The sequence below is a fragment of the Ktedonobacter sp. SOSP1-52 genome (genome assembly GCF_016587395.1).
This window is the reverse complement of record NZ_BNJH01000001.1, coordinates 163,472-183,359: the sequence shown is the minus strand read 5'-3', so window position 1 is coordinate 183,359 and position 19,888 is coordinate 163,472. Positions and strand designations below refer to the sequence as shown.

General features: G+C 51.3%; 17 protein-coding genes. 12 read left to right on the top strand and 5 right to left on the bottom strand.

The window, feature by feature from the left end:
- The first annotated feature begins 596 nt into the window (after window positions 1-596).
- From JMJ16_RS00830 to JMJ16_RS00815, 4 genes are all read left to right on the top strand, one after another.
- Window positions 597-1,280 (top strand): hypothetical protein, encoded by a 684-nt coding sequence (locus tag JMJ16_RS00830; RefSeq protein ID WP_201377672.1) that lies wholly within the window; start codon window positions 597-599, stop codon window positions 1,278-1,280.
- Window positions 1,281-1,458: 178 nt separating this feature from the next.
- Window positions 1,459-1,602 carry a hypothetical protein gene (locus JMJ16_RS00825; protein WP_201377670.1) on the top strand — a complete coding sequence of 48 codons (144 nt, stop codon included), beginning with the start codon at window positions 1,459-1,461 and terminating at the stop codon, window positions 1,600-1,602.
- A gap of 185 nt (window positions 1,603-1,787) precedes the next feature.
- Window positions 1,788-1,970, top strand: a complete 183-nt coding sequence (locus tag JMJ16_RS00820; protein WP_201377668.1) for an integrase core domain-containing protein — start codon at window positions 1,788-1,790, stop codon at window positions 1,968-1,970.
- 195 nt (window positions 1,971-2,165) lie between these two features.
- Entirely contained in the window at window positions 2,166-2,657 is a 492-nt protein-coding gene (locus tag JMJ16_RS00815) for an SRPBCC domain-containing protein (RefSeq protein WP_201377666.1), read from the top strand.
- Window positions 2,658-2,705: 48 nt separating this feature from the next.
- Here JMJ16_RS00815 and JMJ16_RS00810 read toward each other — a convergent pair whose 3' ends face one another.
- A complete protein-coding gene (locus tag JMJ16_RS00810) occupies window positions 2,706-3,077 on the bottom strand; it encodes a hypothetical protein (protein WP_201377664.1) in 372 nt (123 codons plus the stop codon).
- 78 nt (window positions 3,078-3,155) lie between these two features.
- Between JMJ16_RS00810 and JMJ16_RS00805 the strand changes: the two genes are divergently transcribed.
- Complete coding sequence (locus JMJ16_RS00805; protein ID WP_236601524.1) at window positions 3,156-4,868, top strand: ISL3 family transposase; 1,713 nt, start codon at window positions 3,156-3,158, stop codon at window positions 4,866-4,868.
- A 78-nt stretch (window positions 4,869-4,946) separates the two neighbouring features.
- Window positions 4,947-5,459, top strand: coding sequence for a DUF6398 domain-containing protein (locus tag JMJ16_RS00800; RefSeq protein WP_201377662.1), 513 nt, complete (start codon window positions 4,947-4,949; stop codon window positions 5,457-5,459).
- Here JMJ16_RS00800 and JMJ16_RS00795 read toward each other — a convergent pair.
- On the bottom strand, window positions 5,377-6,078 hold the full coding sequence (locus tag JMJ16_RS00795; protein ID WP_201377659.1) for a TlyA family RNA methyltransferase: 702 nt from the start codon (window positions 6,076-6,078) through the stop codon (window positions 5,377-5,379). The two genes, JMJ16_RS00800 and JMJ16_RS00795, sit on opposite strands and share 83 nt — an antisense overlap.
- Window positions 6,079-6,722: 644 nt before the next feature.
- On the opposite strand from JMJ16_RS00795, the gene JMJ16_RS00790 reads away from it, so the two are divergent.
- From JMJ16_RS00790 to JMJ16_RS00770, 6 genes are all read left to right on the top strand, one after another.
- On the top strand, window positions 6,723-8,564 hold the full coding sequence (locus tag JMJ16_RS00790) for a prolyl oligopeptidase family serine peptidase (protein ID WP_201377657.1): 1,842 nt from the start codon (window positions 6,723-6,725) through the stop codon (window positions 8,562-8,564).
- Window positions 8,565-8,875: 311 nt separating this feature from the next.
- Entirely contained in the window at window positions 8,876-9,757 is an 882-nt protein-coding gene (locus JMJ16_RS00785; protein ID WP_201377655.1) for a hypothetical protein, read from the top strand.
- A 9-nt stretch (window positions 9,758-9,766) separates the two neighbouring features.
- On the top strand, window positions 9,767-10,228 hold the full coding sequence (locus tag JMJ16_RS56595; protein WP_374228905.1) for a helix-turn-helix domain-containing protein: 462 nt from the start codon (window positions 9,767-9,769) through the stop codon (window positions 10,226-10,228).
- The gene (locus JMJ16_RS56590; RefSeq protein WP_374228975.1) at window positions 10,216-10,875 is read left to right on the top strand and encodes an IS630 family transposase; all 660 of its coding nucleotides are present in this window, start codon (window positions 10,216-10,218) and stop codon (window positions 10,873-10,875) included. Before JMJ16_RS56595 ends, JMJ16_RS56590 begins: the two co-directional genes overlap by 13 nt.
- A 90-nt stretch (window positions 10,876-10,965) precedes the next feature.
- Window positions 10,966-11,517, top strand: a complete 552-nt coding sequence (locus tag JMJ16_RS00775) for a helix-turn-helix domain-containing protein (protein ID WP_201377651.1) — start codon at window positions 10,966-10,968, stop codon at window positions 11,515-11,517.
- A gap of 97 nt (window positions 11,518-11,614) precedes the next feature.
- Complete coding sequence (locus JMJ16_RS00770) at window positions 11,615-12,256, top strand: hypothetical protein (protein WP_236601098.1); 642 nt, start codon at window positions 11,615-11,617, stop codon at window positions 12,254-12,256.
- 41 nt (window positions 12,257-12,297) lie between these two features.
- Here JMJ16_RS00770 and JMJ16_RS00765 read toward each other — a convergent pair whose 3' ends face one another.
- The 3 genes from JMJ16_RS00765 to JMJ16_RS00755 are packed head-to-tail and all read right to left on the bottom strand — an operon-like array spanning window position 12,298 to window position 19,873.
- Window positions 12,298-13,887 (bottom strand): hypothetical protein, encoded by a 1,590-nt coding sequence (locus tag JMJ16_RS00765; RefSeq protein ID WP_201377649.1) that lies wholly within the window; start codon window positions 13,885-13,887, stop codon window positions 12,298-12,300.
- 52 nt (window positions 13,888-13,939) lie between these two features.
- Window positions 13,940-19,636 carry a RecQ family ATP-dependent DNA helicase gene (locus JMJ16_RS00760; protein ID WP_201377647.1) on the bottom strand — a complete coding sequence of 1,899 codons (5,697 nt, stop codon included), beginning with the start codon at window positions 19,634-19,636 and terminating at the stop codon, window positions 13,940-13,942.
- A gap of 3 nt (window positions 19,637-19,639) precedes the next feature.
- Window positions 19,640-19,873, bottom strand: a complete 234-nt coding sequence (locus tag JMJ16_RS00755; protein WP_201377645.1) for a hypothetical protein — start codon at window positions 19,871-19,873, stop codon at window positions 19,640-19,642.
- Between the last annotated feature and the right edge of the window lie 15 nt (window positions 19,874-19,888).

Sequence of the window (19,888 nt, the reverse complement as noted above, 5' to 3'; positions counted from 1 at the left end):
TGGTATTATATTATTTGTAGAATTCCTGTCTCCAAAAAAGCGCTTTCTTGAACTGTGTCTCTCCATAGCACTGGATACGGCCTCTGAAGAGGCCGTATCCAGTGCAAGGTCGCGTGTGTTAAGAACGCCTGCGTTGTTCTTGCTGGAGAAGTGCTCTCATTTCTTCTTCGGAAAGGCAATCAGCCGGGCGTTCGTTGGCCGGACATGGTTCTTGTCGCACGTCACCAATGGTTGCTTCAGTGATCAGGCGCTGGGTAAACCCAAAGGGGAAGCGGAAGGTAGGATCATCGATAATCCACAGGTGAAACTGGTTGCTCGTGTCTACTTCTCGTGAGCGAGCGGGAAGCAGCTCAATACCTTCTCATTCAGCCCCTACGAATTCATTCTTAATGCGCATCTCATCAATATTTTATATGGAGAATATTGACGGGCTCTTCCATAGCCCAGTATACTCCAGAAAATACAGATGGAGGTGAAGAATGTCCCTCGATCTGCTGGTAAACTTAAAAGCCTCAATCCTTTCCCAACAGTGCCTGGCTGTTTTGACGTTCACGTCTGCTTTCTATGACGTATGAAGTGTCTCCTGAGGAGGAACAATGAGAAGGGATCTCCCTCGACCATTAGAATTCGTTGAAAAGATGATCCTGGAACGTCGACCTACTGTATGGGTCGCTCTCAGTAGCGGTGGCTGTGGTATTCTCACCCGTGCGATGGTTGGAAAACATGATGAGGATTTCACGGAGGCTCGGCACACTGGGCTGGCGTTTGCCTATCGTGTTATTGAGGCGATCGGTTTTGCCTCTTCTCCTAACCGTGTTTCAACATCCCAGATTCTCGTTGATACTGCAGATACGGTGATCAATGATCCTGAGCATGTGTGTTTAGTTGGTACGACGTGGCAGTGCCTGCCAGAGGGAGTCGAGATCTGCTCAGTAGGCACCACCTCGGTACTCGTCTTTGAAGGGGATATCTTTCGAGAAGTGATTATTCCCCATTCAGCCACTGAGTTCCTGCGAAGTCAGGGTCATCAAGTGAACGATTCGAGGTATGGAATGATAGACACACATGCGCTGGGGGGCACAAAGGGCTGTAGCGTTGATAATGTGAGAGTCGCTCGTGTTCCACTCTTTCCAACGACTACCATTGCAATTATTCAGGATCGGCGATTGGCCAACACCATCATGCAGCTTGCAGTGCCACGAAACGAACTTCCATCCTTTATTGAGGCCTGGGCTCCCCCCGGAAAACAGAACCGAACCAGCGTTCTCATCTCTTTGTAAGGAAAGGATGGAGTATTCGACGAAGACCCTCAATAATTTCGACCACTACTTGATGGCACTAAGACGCAAACGTCTTTAGGTCAAGTCTGAACAGTTTCCATCTCTCTTTCCTCTTGACAAATTATTCTCCATATAACATGTGGCGTAATGCGACTGAGAGACGGGAAGGAGCTATGGTATGAGTGAAAACACAAGTGAGACACATATTTCTGGACCATTGGTCGAAGCACTTCGCCTTGGAATGGCATTGGCTGTGGAGGTGGCAGCCAGTACTCCTGAGCGCCTGGCAGGAGTAACGATTTCCCCCCCAACGATGCATTAAAGATGAGCAAGCACAGGTTGAAGGCTGGAAAGCAAGCATTCCTGATCGAGCATTCAGGGTTATCTGGCGTGAGTACAGCCGACGACACCTTGAGAATGATTGGGATATGCTCCAGGAGACGGCATATGGGAACGCAAGCGCGCAGAAGTCATTGATGAACAAGCACTCGAACATCTCTTGCGGGAATGCTGTATCTGAAAGAATACGAGTCGTTTGCCGACGCCGAGGTCAATTTGCAGGTCTTCATCGAACAGGTGTACAATACCAAACGGTTGCACTCCAGCCTGGGATATCTTCCACCTATTGAGTTTGAGGCAAGCTATGCTTCGTCGGGAGGTGTGAGCGATGCCATCCCGAATGTTGTGTAACGGTGAATTACGGAAAAGCCTCGAAGCCAGAACTGGCGCCGTTTTAACGCATTCTAGCATTACGCCATTACACAAAACTCGGTATGGCATCGGTGTGAGCCAGATGGCTTGCCCGGCGTGTGGCCAGGTAAGGTCTGGAAGCGTCCAGATGTTGAGTGAAGACCATTACCAACGAAGTGGCGAAAGGAGAGATCTATGACTGATGCATCCTCGCGAGCCAGCACGCGCAACTCCAAATGGATCAAAGCATCGCCTGACGTGCTCTATCGAGCCTTTACTGATCCTGCAGCCCTGGCTGTCTGGCAAGCACCAGGAGACATGACTGGCAAGGTCCATCGTTTCGACGACCGAGAGGGCGGAGGGTATCAGATGTCACTGTACTACCCTACAACCGAAACGATCTCCCCAGGTAAGACGGAAGATCGGGAAGATCGCTATACGGCGCGATTTGTGGAACTGACGCCTCCGAGAAAAATCGTTGAAGCAATCACCTTTGATACGGTCAATCCGGCATTCAAAGGGGAGATGATCATGGAGGCCACATTTGAGGCTGAAAACGGCGGAACAATCGTCACTCTCTTCTTCAAGGGGATTCCATCGGGCGTTCGACCCGAGGACAACGAAGCTGGCACTCAGTCGAGTCTAGAGAAACTGGCCCGCTATGTTGAGCAGGAGGCTGGCCGATAAAAGCGGGTCCGAAATTGAAAGGAGAGAGTGACCCACTCACTCTCTCCATCAGGAGTTGACTTCCTCATCTGTCTGGCAACATGGGTTCGCTCCATTCTTGAGCCTTACCAACACCTGGTCTTTGAATAATATCAAGCAGTGTGTGTGTATCATACTGCCAATCAAGAGCACCAGGACGGCGAACAAATGAAGCAAAGAATTCGTGAACACCATGGCGGGTGTAAGTGCCAGCTTGGCGATACCCTGTATGCTCAGCCCACACGTTCTTCCTGCTTCCACTACCTGCTGAAGTGCTTCAACGAGCAGCGCCACATCGTCAATGCGCCCGCTCCGCCTTGCATCAGCACTTTCGACCTCGAAGAGCGGCTTCACGAGTGCCAGGATCTGTCCTTCTGGAGCAAGCAATGGGCTCTGGGACATATTCGGTGTGCCTACTGACTTGGCTTTGTGGTATAATAGCGTCAGTTCCAATCATTTAAGTCATCTGGAGGCGCTTCCATCGATCTTTCCCCTGTTTTTGCATTTCCTTCAACGGTACATCTTGAGACTATCGAGATCCAGAATCAGATAATCATCGTCCATCTTCATGCAACCTCGTCAAGAGCTCTTTGCCCACGATGTGGGACGCCTGGCTCTCGAGTCCATAGCCACTATCAGCGCACCATTGCCGATGTTGCCTTTGGCGGCCGATGCCTTGTGCTCAAGTTACGAGTGCGCAAGTGGATCTGTCACGAGGCATCCTGTCCCCAACACATCTTTGCCGAGCGCTTCCCAGAGTTGGTCCAGCGCTATGCACGAATGACGGATCGGCTCGTCAAGGCGCTTCAGGCACTAGGAGTGACCACCAATGGGGCCGATGCAGCGCGGATCGCCTCGTCCCTTGGCATGCCCACCACTGCCAAAACCATCATCCGTCGCGTCTTGCAGCTTCCCTTGCCCAGTGAAGGCGAGGTAGCGAAGGTGGGAATAGACGAGTGGGCATGGAAAAAAGGCCAGCGCTATGGGACCATTCTCGTGGACCTGGAAAAGCGGCGGATCGTGCAGTTGTTAGCAGAGCGTTCCGCCGAAACGAGTAAAGCATGGTTGTGCACGCATCCCGAAATTGATTTGGTCTCACGTGATCGTGGCAAAATCTTCCGAGAAGCTGCCACTGAGGGCGCGCCTCAGGCCAAACAGGTGGTCGATCGCTTTCACTTGCAAAAGAATTTTGCCGAAGCCCTGGAGAAGTTCTTTCGCACGCAAGAACGTGCACTCAAAAAGGCAACACAAGGGAGCACAGGCAAAACGCGTCTAGCTACGAGGACGGCAGTCCCTGAAAAAGTCGCACAAGAGCGGCAGGAGCGTCATCGCCAACAAGTCAAACTTCATAAGCGGATCTGGAAACTGTATCGGCAAGGCTACCACAAAGGGCAGATTGCCCAGCTCGTTGGCGTCAGTTCAAGCAAAGTCTACCGTACCCTCGAACAGGAGACACCTCCGCCTCCGCGACGACGATCTCGCTCTTCTTCCATCGTTGATCCCTACCTTTCCTACCTCACTTTGCGATGGAACCAGGGGTGCCACAACGTGGCCAAGCTGTACGAGGAAATTGTCACTCAAGGATATACTGGGACGCAGCGCACGCTTCAGAGGCGGCTTCGTCCTTTTCGTCAGAACGTCGCACGCCCCGTCTCTAAGCAGACAATCATCTGGGACAAGCCTCCTTCGTCCAGAGGCGTTGCGCTCATGATGGTGAGGCCAGCACAAAACCGCACGAGAGAGCAAGCGGCCTATCTGGATCAGCTCATCCAGAGCAATGAGACCATCGCTCTCGTGTTCAAGCTTGCGCAGGACTTTGGCTACCTCCTACGAAAACACGAGGGACGAACACATCTGGAACAATGGAAAGCCGCTGTCCAAGCCAGTGGGATCGCGGAACTGATCGCTTTTGTTGATGGACTAGCCGATGATGCGGAGGCGGTTACCAACGGATGCAGCCTGACCTGGAGCAACGGAGTGGTCGAAGGCTTTGTCAATAAAGTAAAATGGATCAAGCGTAGTTCCTATGGACAAGCCGGATTTGCGCTCCTGCAACGCCGTGTTCTGCTCCACCCAGCAGCAGGGGAATCATTGGGTAAAGAGCAGCGTAGACGCTCCTCGCAGGTGGCGGTTCCTGCCACTCTTGAGACACATGGCACTGGGTCCACACCGGCAGCCATCGCAGCTGCATAGTCGGTGCTTGACGGATGGGCGATTCGCTGGTCATCCCTCGTGGTGATACGCTACAATGAAGACGTGAAGGAGGAAGATATGGCCAAACGGAGTACATCACAACAAGTTCCCAAAGAGATGCAGAAGTGCTTCGAGGAGATCACCCTGCTCACGGATACCTTCAGCCAGACCTACTTAAATGACGAGTATCTCCAACTCTGTCGTGAACTGACAGCGACCCTGTGCCGGAAACGTCCTTCACCATTGGCACGAGGCAAGGCTCCTACGTGGGCTTGTGGGATCATTCATGCGCTGGGCATGGTCAACTTTCTCTTTGATTCCTCCCAGACTCCCCACATTACAGCAAGCCAGATCTGGGAGTATTTCGATCTCAGTTCGAGCACGATGCAGGCGAAATCCAAACAAATCCGTGACCTGCTGGGCATGTATCCCATGAACCCAGATTGGTCGATCCCCTCCATGGTTGACAAGAACCCTTTGATCTGGATGCTTGAGGTGAATGGACTCATCATCGATGTGCGCCAGGCCCCCAGGGAAATCCAGGAGGCAGCATTCCGTAAAGGGTTGATCCCCTACATCCCCGATGCCTGATCAGTAGCTTCCCAAAGTCAGGTAGGCACACCGAATATGTCCCAGAGCCAAGCAATGCTGTCGCAACAGGTAATGCTTTCGTGAGCGAGAGGTAAGAAAGATCCAGCGTGATTACCGTCGGTGCAGGAACTAACATATTTGGTGTTACATCGCTCAGGTTGGTTCGTTCAAGATTTCGCACGCGAGGATCAACGCGTAGACGACCAAGGAGTTGACCATAGCCGACATCAACTGCATAGACCAGTGTTGCTTCTCGTTGCAAGAGGCAATCGGTAAATCCTCCCGTAGAAGCGCCACAGTCAAGGGCTACTTGCTCGGCCACAGAGATAGCAAATGTATCCAAAGCGGCTGCCAATTTGTATCCAGCTCGACTTGCATAGTGTGATCTACCACGAACATGGATCTGTGCTTCCCGAGGAACAAGCATCCCCGGCTTGTCCAGACGCTGATCGTTCACCAGGACCTTTCCAGCCATGACCCATCGACGTGCTTCATCGATGTGTGCAAAAAATCCTCGCTCGACAAGTAATGTTGCAAGAGGAAGCCGGCGTTTGAGAGGTACCCTACTTACTTGCGTGGCTTGATGATCATTTACGTGATGATCTGAGATTGAAGCCATTCCTTTTTCCTTTTCTTTGTATGAAAAATGTTGTAATTCACCAAAAGCAAAGAAAAAGGAAAGGGGAGGAGCACGGCCGTATGGGAGTCTGAGGCAACACAAAACGATCCAGTCGCACGAGGCGTGGATCAGCCAAAAAAAGTGAGTTGTGAGGAGATGGGAATATTACTTTGAGATCAACGCGACATCAAGGAGCATCAGGAATCGTTTTTGCCTGTGCCTCCTGTCAGAGCCAACGCTCTTGGTTCGTCAGTAATAAGCAATCCAGTTCCATCTCCTGGTTTGTCTACAAGCAGGGAAAAGAGTTCTGCCTTGTAGGGAAATGCGTTGTGGAATCATTGTTCTCATCCTCTCTAGAACGAAGAAATTTGAGCTCCTTCTTATCCTGGCGTACCAGGATGTGTTGAGGCGATAATAGCGTGTGTGCCCATCAAGCTATCACTTGACGGAAATGTACAAAAAGAGATGAACAAAACTTATGAGTACATGGCTAGCATAGCATGAAATTGGGGGAATGGGCAATATTAGTAGTAAGAGTTGGCACAAACGCAGGGATGAAATTGCTTGTCTGACGCCTCTGTCGCAGTAGTGGTAAGATGATATTGTTTCTCTCGTTTCGTTTTTGATAGATAGCGGAGGATGTTATGCTCAAAAAACCTCTCCTTGAGGAATCTGCTCCCTGGAAACGCCGGTTTCGTGCCTCTGTGCTGCTTGATGCCCAGGTGGCAAGGGAGAATCCCACGCGGGGTATTGTGGTCAGCAATAAAGCGAGTCATGTTTTTCAGGTATACAGCTGGGATGTATCGACGAATGCGATTGTTCAACTGACGCATAAACCAGGTGGGCTCTTTCACGTTGTGCTTTCTCCTGACGGAAAGTTCCTGTACTATCTGGATGATCAAGGGGGAGACGAGACGGGACATTTTGTCCGTATTCCGTATGAAGGCGGTGCCCCTGTCGATCTGACGCCACATCTTCCGCCGTATGTGGTCTCGCAGGAGTCTGTGCTCTATGGCCTGACGATCAGCGGGTCCAGTCGTGTACTTGGTGGAGTAGTGGCTCACTCGGGTGATTTTTATCTGTATTGCATTGACGTGGGGAGGGAAGATGCGATTGGCGAGCCGCGCCTGCTCTATAGTAGCCCAAAGCTGGCGATGAGCCCGGTGCTTTCATATGACGGAGAAGTGGTTGTCATTGCTGTGACAGAGCGTACGGGAACCCTTCAATACACGCTTCTGGCAGTTGATGTCAGAAGTGGTGAGTGTCTGGGTGAGTTGGAGGATGGCCCGGGGGCTAGCCTGGACCTGCTCGCTTTTTCTCCCTTAGCTGATGATCTGCGTGTGCTGGCGACGAGCGACCGTAGCGGGAATATGCGTCCGCTGCTCTGGAATCCTCGTACCGGTGAATGCCATTATCTGTCTCTGGATGATGTGGAGGGGGAGATCAGGCCGTTGGACTGGTCCGCTGATGGAAAGCGGCTCCTGCTCTGCCAGTTCCGGCAAGCGGTGCAGCGTCTCTATATCTATGATCTTGAGAGCGGAGAGGTGCGCGCGCTCCATCATCCCAGTGGGACGTACACACAGGCCCAGTTTGGACCTGAGAATACCATCGTGGCCACCTGGCAGAATGCGAAGCATGCCTCCTGTCTCATTGAACTGGATGGAGAGACAGGGCAGCTGAAACGCACACTGATCTCGACTGATACTATTCCAGAAGGCCAGCCCTGGCGATCGTTTACGTTCTCGTCCACGGATGGCCAGGAGATTCAGGGTTGGCTCTGTGTTCCGGAAGGCGAGGGACCGTTTCCTACGATTCTGGAAACGCATGGTGGACCCAATGCTGTCACGGTTGAGCGATTTGATGCCGCCTGTCAGGCGTGGGTGGACCATGGCTTTGCGTTTGCCTCGATCAATTATCGAGGTTCAACAACCTTTGGCAAGCAGTTTTTAGAGCAAATCTGGGGAAATCCAGGCGATCTGGAGGTTGAAGACATGGTCGGTGCGCGTCAGTGGCTGGTTGACCAGGGCATTGCTCGACCGGATCAGGTTCTACTTACTGGCCGATCATATGGGGGTTACCTGACCCTCCAGGCACTGGGGAAGTATCCGGGGCTCTGGGCCGGTGGTATGGGTGGTGTCGCCGTTGCCGATCGAGCATTGCAGTATCAGTACTCGTCGGATAAACACAAGGGCTATATTGCAGGGTTGTTTGGTGGCACCCCTGATGAAAAGCTAGATCAGTACAGGAAAAGCTCTCCAACCACTTACGTTGAACACGTTACTGCTCCTGTTCTGCTCATTCAGGGACGCAACGATACGCGTTGTCCTGCGCGTCAGGTAGAGGTCTATGAAGAGCAGATGCGCGCATTAGGGAAGCACATCGAGATTCTCTGGTTTGACGCGGGTCACGGCTCGCCCTCAGTGGATGATAGGATCGCCTCTCAGGAGCGGATGCTGCGCTTTGCATATCAAGCCTTGGGACAATAAAATGTGGTGAATGACGGGGAGTTGCCCCGCTTACAGAGAGCGCAAACAATGAGACATACGACCGTTCCTTTTTCGCGTTCTCTGTAAGCGGGTTCATTTCTATCCGGAGTGTGTGCTTACATCTCACGATAAGCAGACTCCGCTGATCTAATGGTTCCTCAGGTCTCACACTTTACAGTCCCGGCCGGGATCTGTAGTAGCACTATGCGCGTTCTTGCAAAAACGACCACTCATCTCTATAATAGAGGCGAAAGAGCCATCTTTCCATTCTCATGCGCTAGCTCTTGTGCACTCCAAAAGAGCACTACCTCATGATTATTCGTTGCCATCACCTGCGTGAAGCAGGCATCATGAAGCACGATTGTTGTTCCCACTGTCACCTCCTCGCTGGTTGTGTTGTGTACGAGCTTCCCAACAGGCACAGGGCCATTTTCTGTTGCGCGCGCACTCATTCGTTTACCCCTGAGGAAGTGGAGGCGATTGCTGCGAAAATTCCTGAGTGGGAGAAGCAAGAGGATCACCCATATGTGCCCTCACCATTTTCAACAATCCCCCCTGCTTTCCGTCCCGCCTATCAGGCTATTCAGCGTCTTGAACAGAATGAGCGCTACCTGGCGGCCTTGCTTTTTGGTCCGATCCCTATTGGCGAGCCTACCGGGCCGAGTGAATTGGAGGTTCAGATCATTGTTCACAAAGATGCTGCCTGCCATAACAGAAGCTATCTCATGTTTGAGGGCACAAGGCTCGATCTTCTCTTTCTGTCGCTGGAACAGTTTCAAGAAAGAGTCGGATGTGAGATTGAGCAACTTAATCGCATGCATAATCGCGTACGGCCACTTGCAATAGCGAAAAGCGTTGTTGTTTTTGATAAGACAGGTAGAGTGCGCCACATGCAAGAAGAGGCACAACAGGAGCAACCCCCCTCCCTCTCGCCACGCATCCAGCAATACCTCCAGGGTCTGTTTTCTTATTATCGGACTCGAATTGAGCACGCTATGAGGTATGATCCTTCCTCAGCATTGTATGTGATGGATGATGGTCTGGTCGGGCTTATCCAGTTCCATTATCAGTTGCATAGACGCTGGATGGTTGTGAATCGTCACGTGTTTAATGACCTGCGTCATTGGGATCGGGATCTGGCTCAACTAGTGGTCAGTCCAGTTAGGTTTGACAGAAACGCCCTCGTGTGTTAGCGTCGAGAGATGAAAGAATCAATCAAACTCACTGCATCAGATCGCAAAGAACTGCAAGCCGTGTTGCATCGGGGCAAAGCCAATGCTCGAACCTTGACCCGTGCGCGTATCCTGCTCAAAGCCGCAGATGGGTGGTCTAATCAGCGCATCATGGAAGCCATCGAAACCAGCCTTTCTACCGTGAAACGCGTTCGTGAGCGGTATGCTGAGGGCGGTCTGGCCCGTGTGCTCCAGGATCAGCCCCAAGCCCACCGACGGCACGCCCTTACTCCAGTTCAATCAGCTCACCTGGTGGCCATAACGTGTAGCCCTGTGCCAGATGGCCATGATCATTGGACCGTGCGCTTGCTCGCCGACCAGGCGGTAGAACTTGGCTTTGTCGAGTCCATTTCGCCGGAGACGATCCGTCACCTCTTGAAAAAAACGAACTCAAGCCGTGGCAACACGAGCAATGGTGCATTCCACAGGTAGGAGCACCATTTGTGGCAGCCATGGAAGATGTGCTCGAACTCTATGAAGAGGAGTACGATCCGCAGTATCCCACGGTGTGCTTTGATGAAAAACCGGTTTCTTTGGTCGCCGATGTCTCTCCTTCCCAAGCTGTTGCGCCAGGAGTTTCCGCGCGTACAGACTATGAATATCAACGCAATGGTACCCGCAATGCCTTTTTCTTTGTCGAACCCCAGGCTGGCTGGAGGCATGTCAGCGTGACTCACCAGCGCACGAAACAGGATTACGCCCGCTGTATGCAATGGCTGGTGGACGAAGCGTATCCCAACGCCGAATATATCCGGGTGGTCCAGGATAATCTGAGTACTCACACGCCTGCGGCCCTCTACGAGACCTTTGCGCCAGCCGAGGCCCGGCGCATCTTACGTCGTCTGGAGTTTCATTTTACGCCCAAACATGGCAGTTGGCTCAACATGGCAGAAATCGAGATCGGGATCTTTTCTCGGGGGTGCTTGTCTCATCGGGTCGGTGACGAAGCAACGCTGCTTCGACGCTTCCAAGCCCTTGAGACCGAGCGCAATGACAAGCATTGTACCATCACCTGGTGTTTTACCTCTGATGATGCTCGTGTGAAGCTCGAACGGCTTTATCCCATCAAGCAAACCTAACTGGACTGACCACTAGTGGGTCAACTCGCAATTGAGCACCAGGAGGGAAGCGGAGGTGATAGAATAGGGGGAGAAAGAAGGAATACGTCAATGGCTCACTTCCAAAAACATCCCCTGCGTGCTTTCAGCAAACAAGAAGAGCAAGAGTTGCAGCGCATCGTCAAGGCCAGCAGTGAACGGATAGACGTGGCGCGGCGAGCCAAAGCGCTGCTGGCAGTAGCGGCCTCGCAGTCTTTTCCGCAGGCAGCATTGGTGGCAGGCTTTAGAGAGGCACGCAGTGTGCGCGAGTTGGTCGAGCGCTTCAATGAGCACGGTCTGGCAGCGCTTTCGATTGCTGCTGGCCGTGGGCGCAAGCCGACCTACACGAGCGCGCAGCAGGCGCGTATTCTGCAAGAAGTACAGAGGACCCCAGATCGCCAGATCGATCAGACTGCTACCTGGTCACTCTCCTTACTACGCAAGGCACTACAAGCCTCGGATCTGCCTCACATCGCCAACGAAACCATTCGTCAGGTGCTGCATGGGTCAGGCTACAGCTATCAGCGAACACGCACTTGGTGCCGCACCGGCTACGCGCTGCGCAAACGCAAAGGCGGCACGGTGACGACCTATGACGAGCAAACACTGGAAAAAAAAGACTGATCGAGTTGGCGTGCGAGCACGCGGAAGCTGCCGGGATCGTGCAACTCAATGAAGATGAAGCTGGACCGTATCAGGCCATCCCACAGCCGGGTTCCTCGTGGCAACCAGAGGGCCATCCCCTGTTGCACCCCCACGAGTACGAGCGCGGGGCACCGCCAAACTGCTCACCCTCTTTCGTCCGACCACGGGTCTCTTGCGCGCCAAAGGTGTCGTCTCGGCAACCAATGCCGTCTTGCATCCCTGGCTGAAAGAGCAACTCTCGGAGGTGTTGGACGAATTGGAGAAAAAACAGCCAGCAGAGACCTTGCCGCCGGAAGCAGAGCGGGCGCACTATGCGCAGTGGAAAACGTGGTTGTGGCCACACGAGAACGATGAGGGGCTTCCTCCCTTACGTATCGTGCTCGTGTGGGACAATCTGGCTGGGCACCTGACTCCCGACCTCGTGGTATGGTTGTTTCATCATGGGGTGATGCCGCTCTACACCCCCGTTGGTGGCTCGTGGCTCAATATGGCAGAGTCGGTGCAACGCATCATTGTGCCGCGTGCTTTGGCTGGGCAACATCCCAAGAACCCCCAACAAGTCATCGACTGGTTGGAGCAAACCGTGGCCGGTTGGAACGTGAACCCGACGCCCTTTGTCTGGAATGGCAAGCGCAGGCGACGGCGCGAACGCGCGCGGACACGCCGTCTGGCCGGATCGAGCGCTGCAATGATTCGAGGGTATTCAATTGCAAGCTGACCCACTAGTGTAGGTTGTTAAAAACCAATATTATTTGCAATTTAATCACTTAATTGATCTTTGCCACTGTAAAATTTGCGTAGACCCATGAGTTGTTGGCGGTTTCTTTCTATCATGCTGGACAGTGAAACTGTCTCTGAAAACTGATCATTATCTTTGGTGCCCACCTGACGAGCTGCGACAACAATCTTCCGTAGTGCACTTGCTCCTGTTTCTTTAGAAATACTGGGAAGCAGTTCCCATTTACGTTCAGTCTTATCGAAGATAAACTCAGGTGATGAAGAAAGGATGGCCCGTATAGTGGATCTGCTAGGCTTGTGTTGCTGTCGTTGGCATAACTCAAGGTAAAGCTCATCAAACCCTTTCCCTTGCTTAGCTGACGTAAGAAGAACTCGCAAACTGGTGCGATAACTTTCTAGAAGGGTTGAGCGTACTTGGGCTAATTCTGTGAGATCGATGAGACGTGCTTCTTCTTCAAATACTTTTGGATTTTGCCCCGCCAAGTGAAACGTAAACCCTGCATTACTCCAAATTATTTCTAAAATGGTTCCTGCATCTAAAAAAGCTAACTGGTCTGCAATGTCAGGGCCATATAGTCGGTGATGTGTCATATCAAGCCAGATAGTCATTTCACTTGCGTCGGAAAACCAGATACCGGACAGGATGACAATGTTATCTCTATTTTGCTTATGTGGATAAAATGAGCGTACTTGGGATGGGACGGGGATATATCCTTCGTTAAGATGGAGAGTGAGTAATGTTATTCTCCATCTATTTCCCGTTGGCCCTTGCTGAGAAGTCAATAATTGTTTTTCATCAGATATTTCTTGGTTTTTTGTTTCGCTTGCAATCTGGTCGCTTGTCTCCACAGGCTCCAGAAAAGAACTCCCCTGGCCGCTTTTGTTTGTGTTGACGGAAAGCACAGCATAGTGATGGTTTGGGACTGGAGGAGGTAGAAGCTGCTGGGGAAACCAGAGATCCCGGCCTACTTTTACCCACTCATCCCTCTGACGAAGCCATTGTGTTAGTTCAGCGGGAAGCAAAGTTCCCAACGAAGGGTGATCAGATGTTAAGTATTTTATCTGCTCTAAAAGCTCAAAGATAGTCCAAGGTGAGCGCCTCTGTTGAGGAAATGAATTCACTAACTGCTCGGCTATACTCTCAAGCGCTTGCATTTGTTCAGTGCTTAGGCTAACCTTTGCAATCTGTTGGCTCAAGCAAATGCGATAGAGACCCTCCTCATTTTGCGATAAAGAGAAGCGTGTGTCAGTGCGACAAAAGATATGAAATGTTGCTTCAACACTTTGCTGATCCAGTTGTTGTAGATGCTGCAAAAGATCTTTTCCATCCCATTCGTCATGAAGCAAACTATCATAAATACGCTGGTTAGCTATGATATGCTCACTGAGCATCCATTGCCTTGGAAACGCTACATCAGGCAGAGCAACCTCCTTAAATCGGCTATCTTCACGGAGCAGTATATCTTCTCCCTGTTCCCAATATGCTTGTAAAATTTCAGCTTCGCTGAATGTGAAACGTTGCTGACTGTTTTGGTAGGCGGTAATCCAGTCATTGAGTTCCAATATTGGGGTTGGCTCAGCAAGAAAGATATGGGTGTTGTGGCTCTGCATAGTTATAATCCATTTCTAGCTCTTATTTCTCTATGTACGCTCAATAATAGCTCTAGAAAGGTTCTTTCACTTCCTCTAACATTTCACCGCTTAGGAGATCCCTGCCCATTGTGGACAGAGCCAAACAAATGTATTTGGCCTGATTCTCTTGCGAGCCTGGGCGAGAGCGTTCCTGTAAAAGAATATATCCTTGTTCGCTTAAACGCTGAATAACATCACGGACGTGCTGCTCTTTTAATGCGGCGTGCTTGAGTTCACCAAAATGCTCGGATTGCCGGGCCGTAAGAGGCAATTGGTAGGTTGTTCCATTGCTAGTGCGCCCAAAGCCCTCTCCAAGTAACATTTTTGCTAGTGTGTTCTGGCTAAAATAGCCATCGTGATCCTTCAGTGCGGCTAGAACAATGAGTGCTATATCAGTCTGATCAACCTGTGAAGTTTGTTGTGTTGTATGAGGTTGAGTGATATTCGCCTCAACGAGGAGTTCATTCCAGGGAAGTGGATATTGAGGAGCGCAGTACACGCACTTCCCACAAGGGGGGATATTTATTTGTCCTGAAAGGTAACTTTCAATAAAGGCCGATAGGCATCCCGTGCCTGCGTGGTGAATATATGCTAGCATATCTTGCAGGCGCTTCTCAAAGTGAGTATAACGGCTTGCAAAGAATGCCGTAAGTTGCTGACAGGCTATCTCTTTTTCACTGGGCGAGCATGGCAAAAGGCGAACTTGTATTCCTCTGGCGTAAGGTCGAAAGATACATTTTTCAGGTTCAATCTCACTCAGGTGGTATAAAAGATGCATAGCCTCAATGGGATTTCCCCCCATCTCTGACCAGCGCTTGGCAGAGTAATTTGCTCGCCAATCAGTATTGCTAGTTGCGAAAGAAACATTGTGATGAGTCGCCAGGTATTGCAGGAGTTGCGTAAGTACAAGCTGATCGTGCTCCTCTTCAAAACGAGCGGCTAGCGCGGAAATAGAATCACTCACAAAGATGCCCGCTTCTGTGATCACGTCTGGCCCTCGTTGGAGCAGTCCAACCTGTTCAGCGCCGTGCAGAAGAACGCGAATGGCCCCTTCCTCTATCTCTAGCTGTTGGCTTAATTCAGCGAAAGAGGTGAGGATACTGCGATCAGGAGTTGGAGACTCTGCTTGTATGTCTTGCAAAATTGCTAGGAGAGCATAGATATTTCTACCGTCATACGCGTTTTTTCTGGCGATAGAGCGATGCGTGCGTTGGGTTGTCGTAGAGGAGAGCAGGATAGCGAATGCCTCTTTCCCATCGCGTCCAGCGCGTCCTGTCTCCTGAGCGTAGGCCTCAACAGAAGCAGGATGGTCGTAGTGGAGGACAAAGCGAATATTCTGCTTATCTACACCCATGCCGAAAGCATTTGTGCAACAAACTACCTCTATCTCTCCGCTCATGAAAAGCTCTTGAATTGTATGCCGTTCTGCTGCCTGCAACCCTCCGTGGTACGCGTAGGCAGTGATGTTGTTTGTGCGTAGAAGTTCAGCCAACCGTTCGGCTTTGGCTCTTGTGGCTACGTAGACGATACCTGGCCCGCCTTTCTCGTGGTCAGCGAGAATCTGGCGCACAATTTCCACAGTGCGCCTTTCTCCCTCGTTAGCGGTGGCGTAGTGATAAAGTCGATAGACAAGATTCTGGCGCCGATCTGAGCTATGGTGGATCAGAGGCTCACGGTGGGACGCGCCAAACTGCAAAACTGTTGTAATTTCCTGTTGAACCGGGGGTGTTGCCGTAGCTGTAAGTGCATGGATAGGTAGTCGCCGCTTTACTAGCGAGTTGAGCAACTGGGGAATCTCCAGAAAATCTGGGCGAAAATCATGTCCCCAGGTAGAGATGCAGTGTGCCTCGTCTACGACTAACTGCACAAGTGGAAGTTGGAGTAACGTTGCGCGAAAGCGCGGATCGCGTAAACGCTCTGGGGCAACATAGAGCAATTTTACTTTCCCAGCACGCGCGTCGTTGAGTACTTCTTCTTGTTCGGCAGAACTCATCCCGCTCACCAGACTATTGACCATAAATAGGCCAAACTGCTCTCGTAAAGTGATCACCTGATCACGAATCAACGCAACGAGGGGGGAAATGACGAGTGTGCACCCGGAACGTAATAGCGCTGGTAGCTGATAGGTTATGCTTTTGCCAGAGCCTGTAGGGGCCAATGTTAAGACATCGCGTCCCGTTAGCACGGCGTGTAATGCTTCCACTTGAAATGAACGTAATTGACGGTCCCCCCAGATCCCTTTAAAGACGCGTTCAATGCGTGGCAGCGCTACTGCTTCCCATTCTTCCTCGGATACAATAGGCGCTGGTAGCTGGTTTTCTTCCAGTAGACTTTGTATCTCGTTTTGCAAGGAATGGGGAAATTGCTCTGGATCAAAGTCGAATCCCATCCAATCAGCTATGCGCTGATACATAGCTCTGTCTGACTCATATCCCAGAGCTGGTCGCGGTAAGGCCGCCAAAACCTCACCTCTATACATTGCGCTCCGTAGCCTCTTATCGAGCATGATGACCACCCCATGATCATCGCTTTTTCTGATTAGGCGTCCGAATCCTTGCTTAAACAAGAAGAGGGCGCGTGGAAGTAAGTAGCCATAAAAGCTATCTCCCCCAGCACGTTCAATAGCAACCATACGCGCTGCCTCCAAGGGATCTCCCAGAGAAGGGAAAGGGAATTTCTCAATTAAGACTGCGCTGAGTGATGCACCTGGAACATTCACGCCCTCCCAGAGCGAACGAACCCCTAGTAAGGAAACCTTTTCCTCGTTTTTGAAATGCTCCAGGGACTCCGCCTCATCCTGTGTAAGTAGAGGGAAGCCTACTTGTTCCAGCGCGCCGACAGCCAGTTCATGTACTTGCTCCATGCGTATGTGAGCTGTAAATAACGCTAGGGTTTTTCCACCAAAGAAAGGAATAAAACGTTTGAGTTCTCCTGCCACTGCTTCTGGATACGCTCGGCGTAGGGCGGTATCACGGGGTGCTGGCAAGTGATTAGGCATCAAGAAAAGCGCATGCTTCTGATAATCGAACACGTGGGGAAGCACTTCAGTGTGCAATTGAGATGCAGGGAGGCGTGCTAGTCCAGTACGTTCAACGAAGAAGTCGAAGTTCTCTCCCCAACTTGTAATTGTTGCAGATGTGATAACGGAAGATGAAAGCTTCGACCAGAGGCGTGCATGGAGAAGCGCACCAACAGCAATGGGCATGCCGCTTACACTCCAACTAGTTGTGCCTTCCCCTGGTTCAAAGCGTACTGTACGCACTGTCGTGGCGTCATCGAAGAAATTCCAGTACCAGTATGCATCACGGGCCAGTTCGCGCAACTCTTCGATCACTGCCAATCGTGTTCGCTCGGCCCGTGTGGCTTTGCGGAAATCGTGTGTGGAAGAGACTGCCTGGGCCTGGCGGGCGATAGGGGCCGCCAAAGACTCCAACTGGTCACGTAATTCTAAAAGCAAAGCCACAAATTGTTCGCCCCCCTGTTTAAGTGCTGGTCCACCTGCTGTCGTCAAGGCTCCACGGGTTAGTTGTATACTCAGGCCATAACGCGATCGATCTTCGGCGTGGGTAACGGTATGATGTTCAATATAGCGGCGCAGGTGTTGTCCTAGCGCTTCTAGTTGCGAAAGTAGTTCCTTGCTCAAGCGGGAAAGGGCCTGAATCGTTGGATCATCTTTCGCTAGACCAAGTTGACGACATGTTCTTACCAACCCTTCATATGCTTTCCCTTGTATTCCCCGTCGACCAATCAAAGCAGTCAGAATCCGCCTTACCTGTTGCTCTGAAACCGTGCGTGTGAGGACCGATGTCGCAGCATCTTCCAATGTATGTGCCTCATCGCAGATGAGATAAGGCGAGAAAAGACTGTGATCTTCTCCTCCAGCCTCAATGAGTAGTTCCCCGTCTTTCTCTGTCTCTCTCAAGGCTTTGTGTAAGAGTAGAGAGTGATTGACCACAACAATGTTGGCGCGTCGAGCGTTCTCTCTAGCAAGCTGGGCGAAATCAAGTCGTTCATGAGGGCGTGGCAAGCCCTCGGGCCAGACCATCTGTGGTACTTCCGCGATAACGCGCACACGTGCGAGCAAATTCCAAACCTCGGCACTTCGCGTTGGCTCTGGCGTAGCGGACGAGGTGTTTCCCACTTCTATAAAGAGCTGCCCATTGGCAGGTACTATGCGTGCTATTCCCGCAAAGGCGCTTTGTAGCTCTGAAAGATCTCCGCTTGTACTCACCAAGGCAAAGGAAATGAGCGTGATCAGTGCCCAAGCTCGATAGGGCTCAAGGACCGTTTCGGCAAAGGCATCCTGTAATTCTTCCGCTAAGCAACGACTGCTGAGATAGTTATGGCGGCCTTTTAACAGCGCGCATTTTATCTCTCCCCGTACAACCTCGCTCAAGAACTGGAGATCACTGTGATAGAGCTGATCCTGAAGGACGCGTGTAAACGTGCTCACCACTACGGGACGCCCTATTGCTCTGGCTTGTAAATAGGCGGGAGCTAGATACCCAAGTCCTTTTCCCGTTCCGGTTCCAGCCTCTATGACTACACAGGTATCCTCTCGCATCGCCTGGCCAGCCAGGTGAGCGAGACGTGCCTGCGAGTCTCGTCGCTCTCGACCGTGTTGTTCATATGCCGATAACATGTCTTCCAGCGCATCTGGTGTGGGTCCAGCAGGAACAAGATCACTGGCCTGTGGAAATAAAGGAACTGCGCTCGCGCCGAAGAGCGTAAAGAGAGAGGCAAGATTGATCTCTTCTGTTTGAGGAGTCGCTAAATCCTTGCAAAGGGTTAGCCAGGGATCAGCCACTTTTTGCAGCAAAGCACGAATGAAGATAGCAGCAGGATGACGTGGGGCAGATATATCTGTTCCAGGTAAAACGAAGATTTCTCCCATTAAACCTCTGATGACCCCTCCCAACATAGAAATATCAACATCTGCGCGATGTGCCCCCTCTTCTTCGCACCCATAGAAGCGTGCGAGCGTGCTCAAACGATAATTGCTGAGAGGTGTACTACCAACTGGACTGAGTGCCCCGGGAGCTAATAGTGCTCTTGCTAGAGGTAATGTGTCGAGTACGAGCAGTGGGTGAGGAAGTTGGTAACCTATCTTGGCACAGACGTATTGTAGGACTGGACCGTCAAAGAGGGCGCCGTTATGCGCAATCAGAGGGTAATCGGCAGCATAAGCAAAGAATTCTGCCAACACTATTTGGATGCTTTGAGCTTCAGCGACATCTTTCTGCGAAATTCTAGTCAAGTGTGTAATACGCGCTGGGATTGCCTGGGTAGGACGAGCAAAGCGCACAAAGGGATTGCCAACAGGCGTGAAATGTTCATATCTTTGCGCTGCAATCTGCAGGATCTCGATATCCCCTGGTTGAGATGGACTCTTCCATTCTCCCATTGTTTCCAAATCAAAAACAATGTAAGCGCCTGAACGCAGATATGCTCTGACTTGCATGCTATCCTGTTCAATTGGAATATCGTCGAGTTCCTCTGCTGTTTGAGTTGCCTGGATTAGTGTCCAGCGGGCAGCGTCATCCTCTCTATAGTGTGTGGGGTATTTATGTAAGAATGAGCGCAATTGAGAGGCAATTATGCGCCGTCCAAATTTCTTACTCACTAATGGTATGAGAGCCTCGACGGTAGCGGTTGCGAGGGGGAACTGTGTCAGGGCCTCATCCACTGCTTTCTTGAGGCGCGCCTGAGAATTATCAAACTGGCTCATCTATCACCTCTCTTGCAGTTTACACTGGCTTAGAACATCTCTGAGCAGGTTACACATTTCGGCGAGAGACGCTTGTAGATCTGTGGCTGGGAATTGTTCAGGCGGTAATAGTTGAGCTGCCGTATCGAGGGCTATTTCAAAAATACCCTGCCAATCATCAATAGCCTCGATAACTGGCTGAAAATCTTCCTTCTGATGAGAGAGAAGCAGCTCTTCCTTTTGATTGCTTTGTTCCACTAGCCTTCTGCCACC

What these genes read in the sequence shown, in the direction of transcription:
- JMJ16_RS00775 (WP_201377651.1), top strand. Translation starts at nt 10,966, where the DNA reads ATGGCTCACTTCCAAAAACATCCCCTGCGTGCTTTCAGCAAACAAGAA.
- JMJ16_RS00820 (WP_201377668.1), top strand. Translation starts at nt 1,788, where the DNA reads ATGCTGTATCTGAAAGAATACGAGTCGTTTGCCGACGCCGAGGTCAAT.
- JMJ16_RS00760 (WP_201377647.1), bottom strand. Translation starts at nt 19,636, where the DNA reads ATGAGCCAGTTTGATAATTCTCAGGCGCGCCTCAAGAAAGCAGTGGAT.
- JMJ16_RS00765 (WP_201377649.1), bottom strand. Translation starts at nt 13,887, where the DNA reads ATGCAGAGCCACAACACCCATATCTTTCTTGCTGAGCCAACCCCAATA.
- JMJ16_RS56595 (WP_374228905.1), top strand. Translation starts at nt 9,767, where the DNA reads ATGAAAGAATCAATCAAACTCACTGCATCAGATCGCAAAGAACTGCAA.
- JMJ16_RS00830 (WP_201377672.1), top strand. Translation starts at nt 597, where the DNA reads ATGAGAAGGGATCTCCCTCGACCATTAGAATTCGTTGAAAAGATGATC.
- JMJ16_RS00825 (WP_201377670.1), top strand. Translation starts at nt 1,459, where the DNA reads ATGAGTGAAAACACAAGTGAGACACATATTTCTGGACCATTGGTCGAA.
- JMJ16_RS00795 (WP_201377659.1), bottom strand. Translation starts at nt 6,078, where the DNA reads ATGGCTTCAATCTCAGATCATCACGTAAATGATCATCAAGCCACGCAA.
- JMJ16_RS00785 (WP_201377655.1), top strand. Translation starts at nt 8,876, where the DNA reads ATGATTATTCGTTGCCATCACCTGCGTGAAGCAGGCATCATGAAGCAC.
- JMJ16_RS00810 (WP_201377664.1), bottom strand. Translation starts at nt 3,077, where the DNA reads ATGTCCCAGAGCCCATTGCTTGCTCCAGAAGGACAGATCCTGGCACTC.
- JMJ16_RS00800 (WP_201377662.1), top strand. Translation starts at nt 4,947, where the DNA reads ATGGCCAAACGGAGTACATCACAACAAGTTCCCAAAGAGATGCAGAAG.
- JMJ16_RS00815 (WP_201377666.1), top strand. Translation starts at nt 2,166, where the DNA reads ATGACTGATGCATCCTCGCGAGCCAGCACGCGCAACTCCAAATGGATC.
- JMJ16_RS00790 (WP_201377657.1), top strand. Translation starts at nt 6,723, where the DNA reads ATGCTCAAAAAACCTCTCCTTGAGGAATCTGCTCCCTGGAAACGCCGG.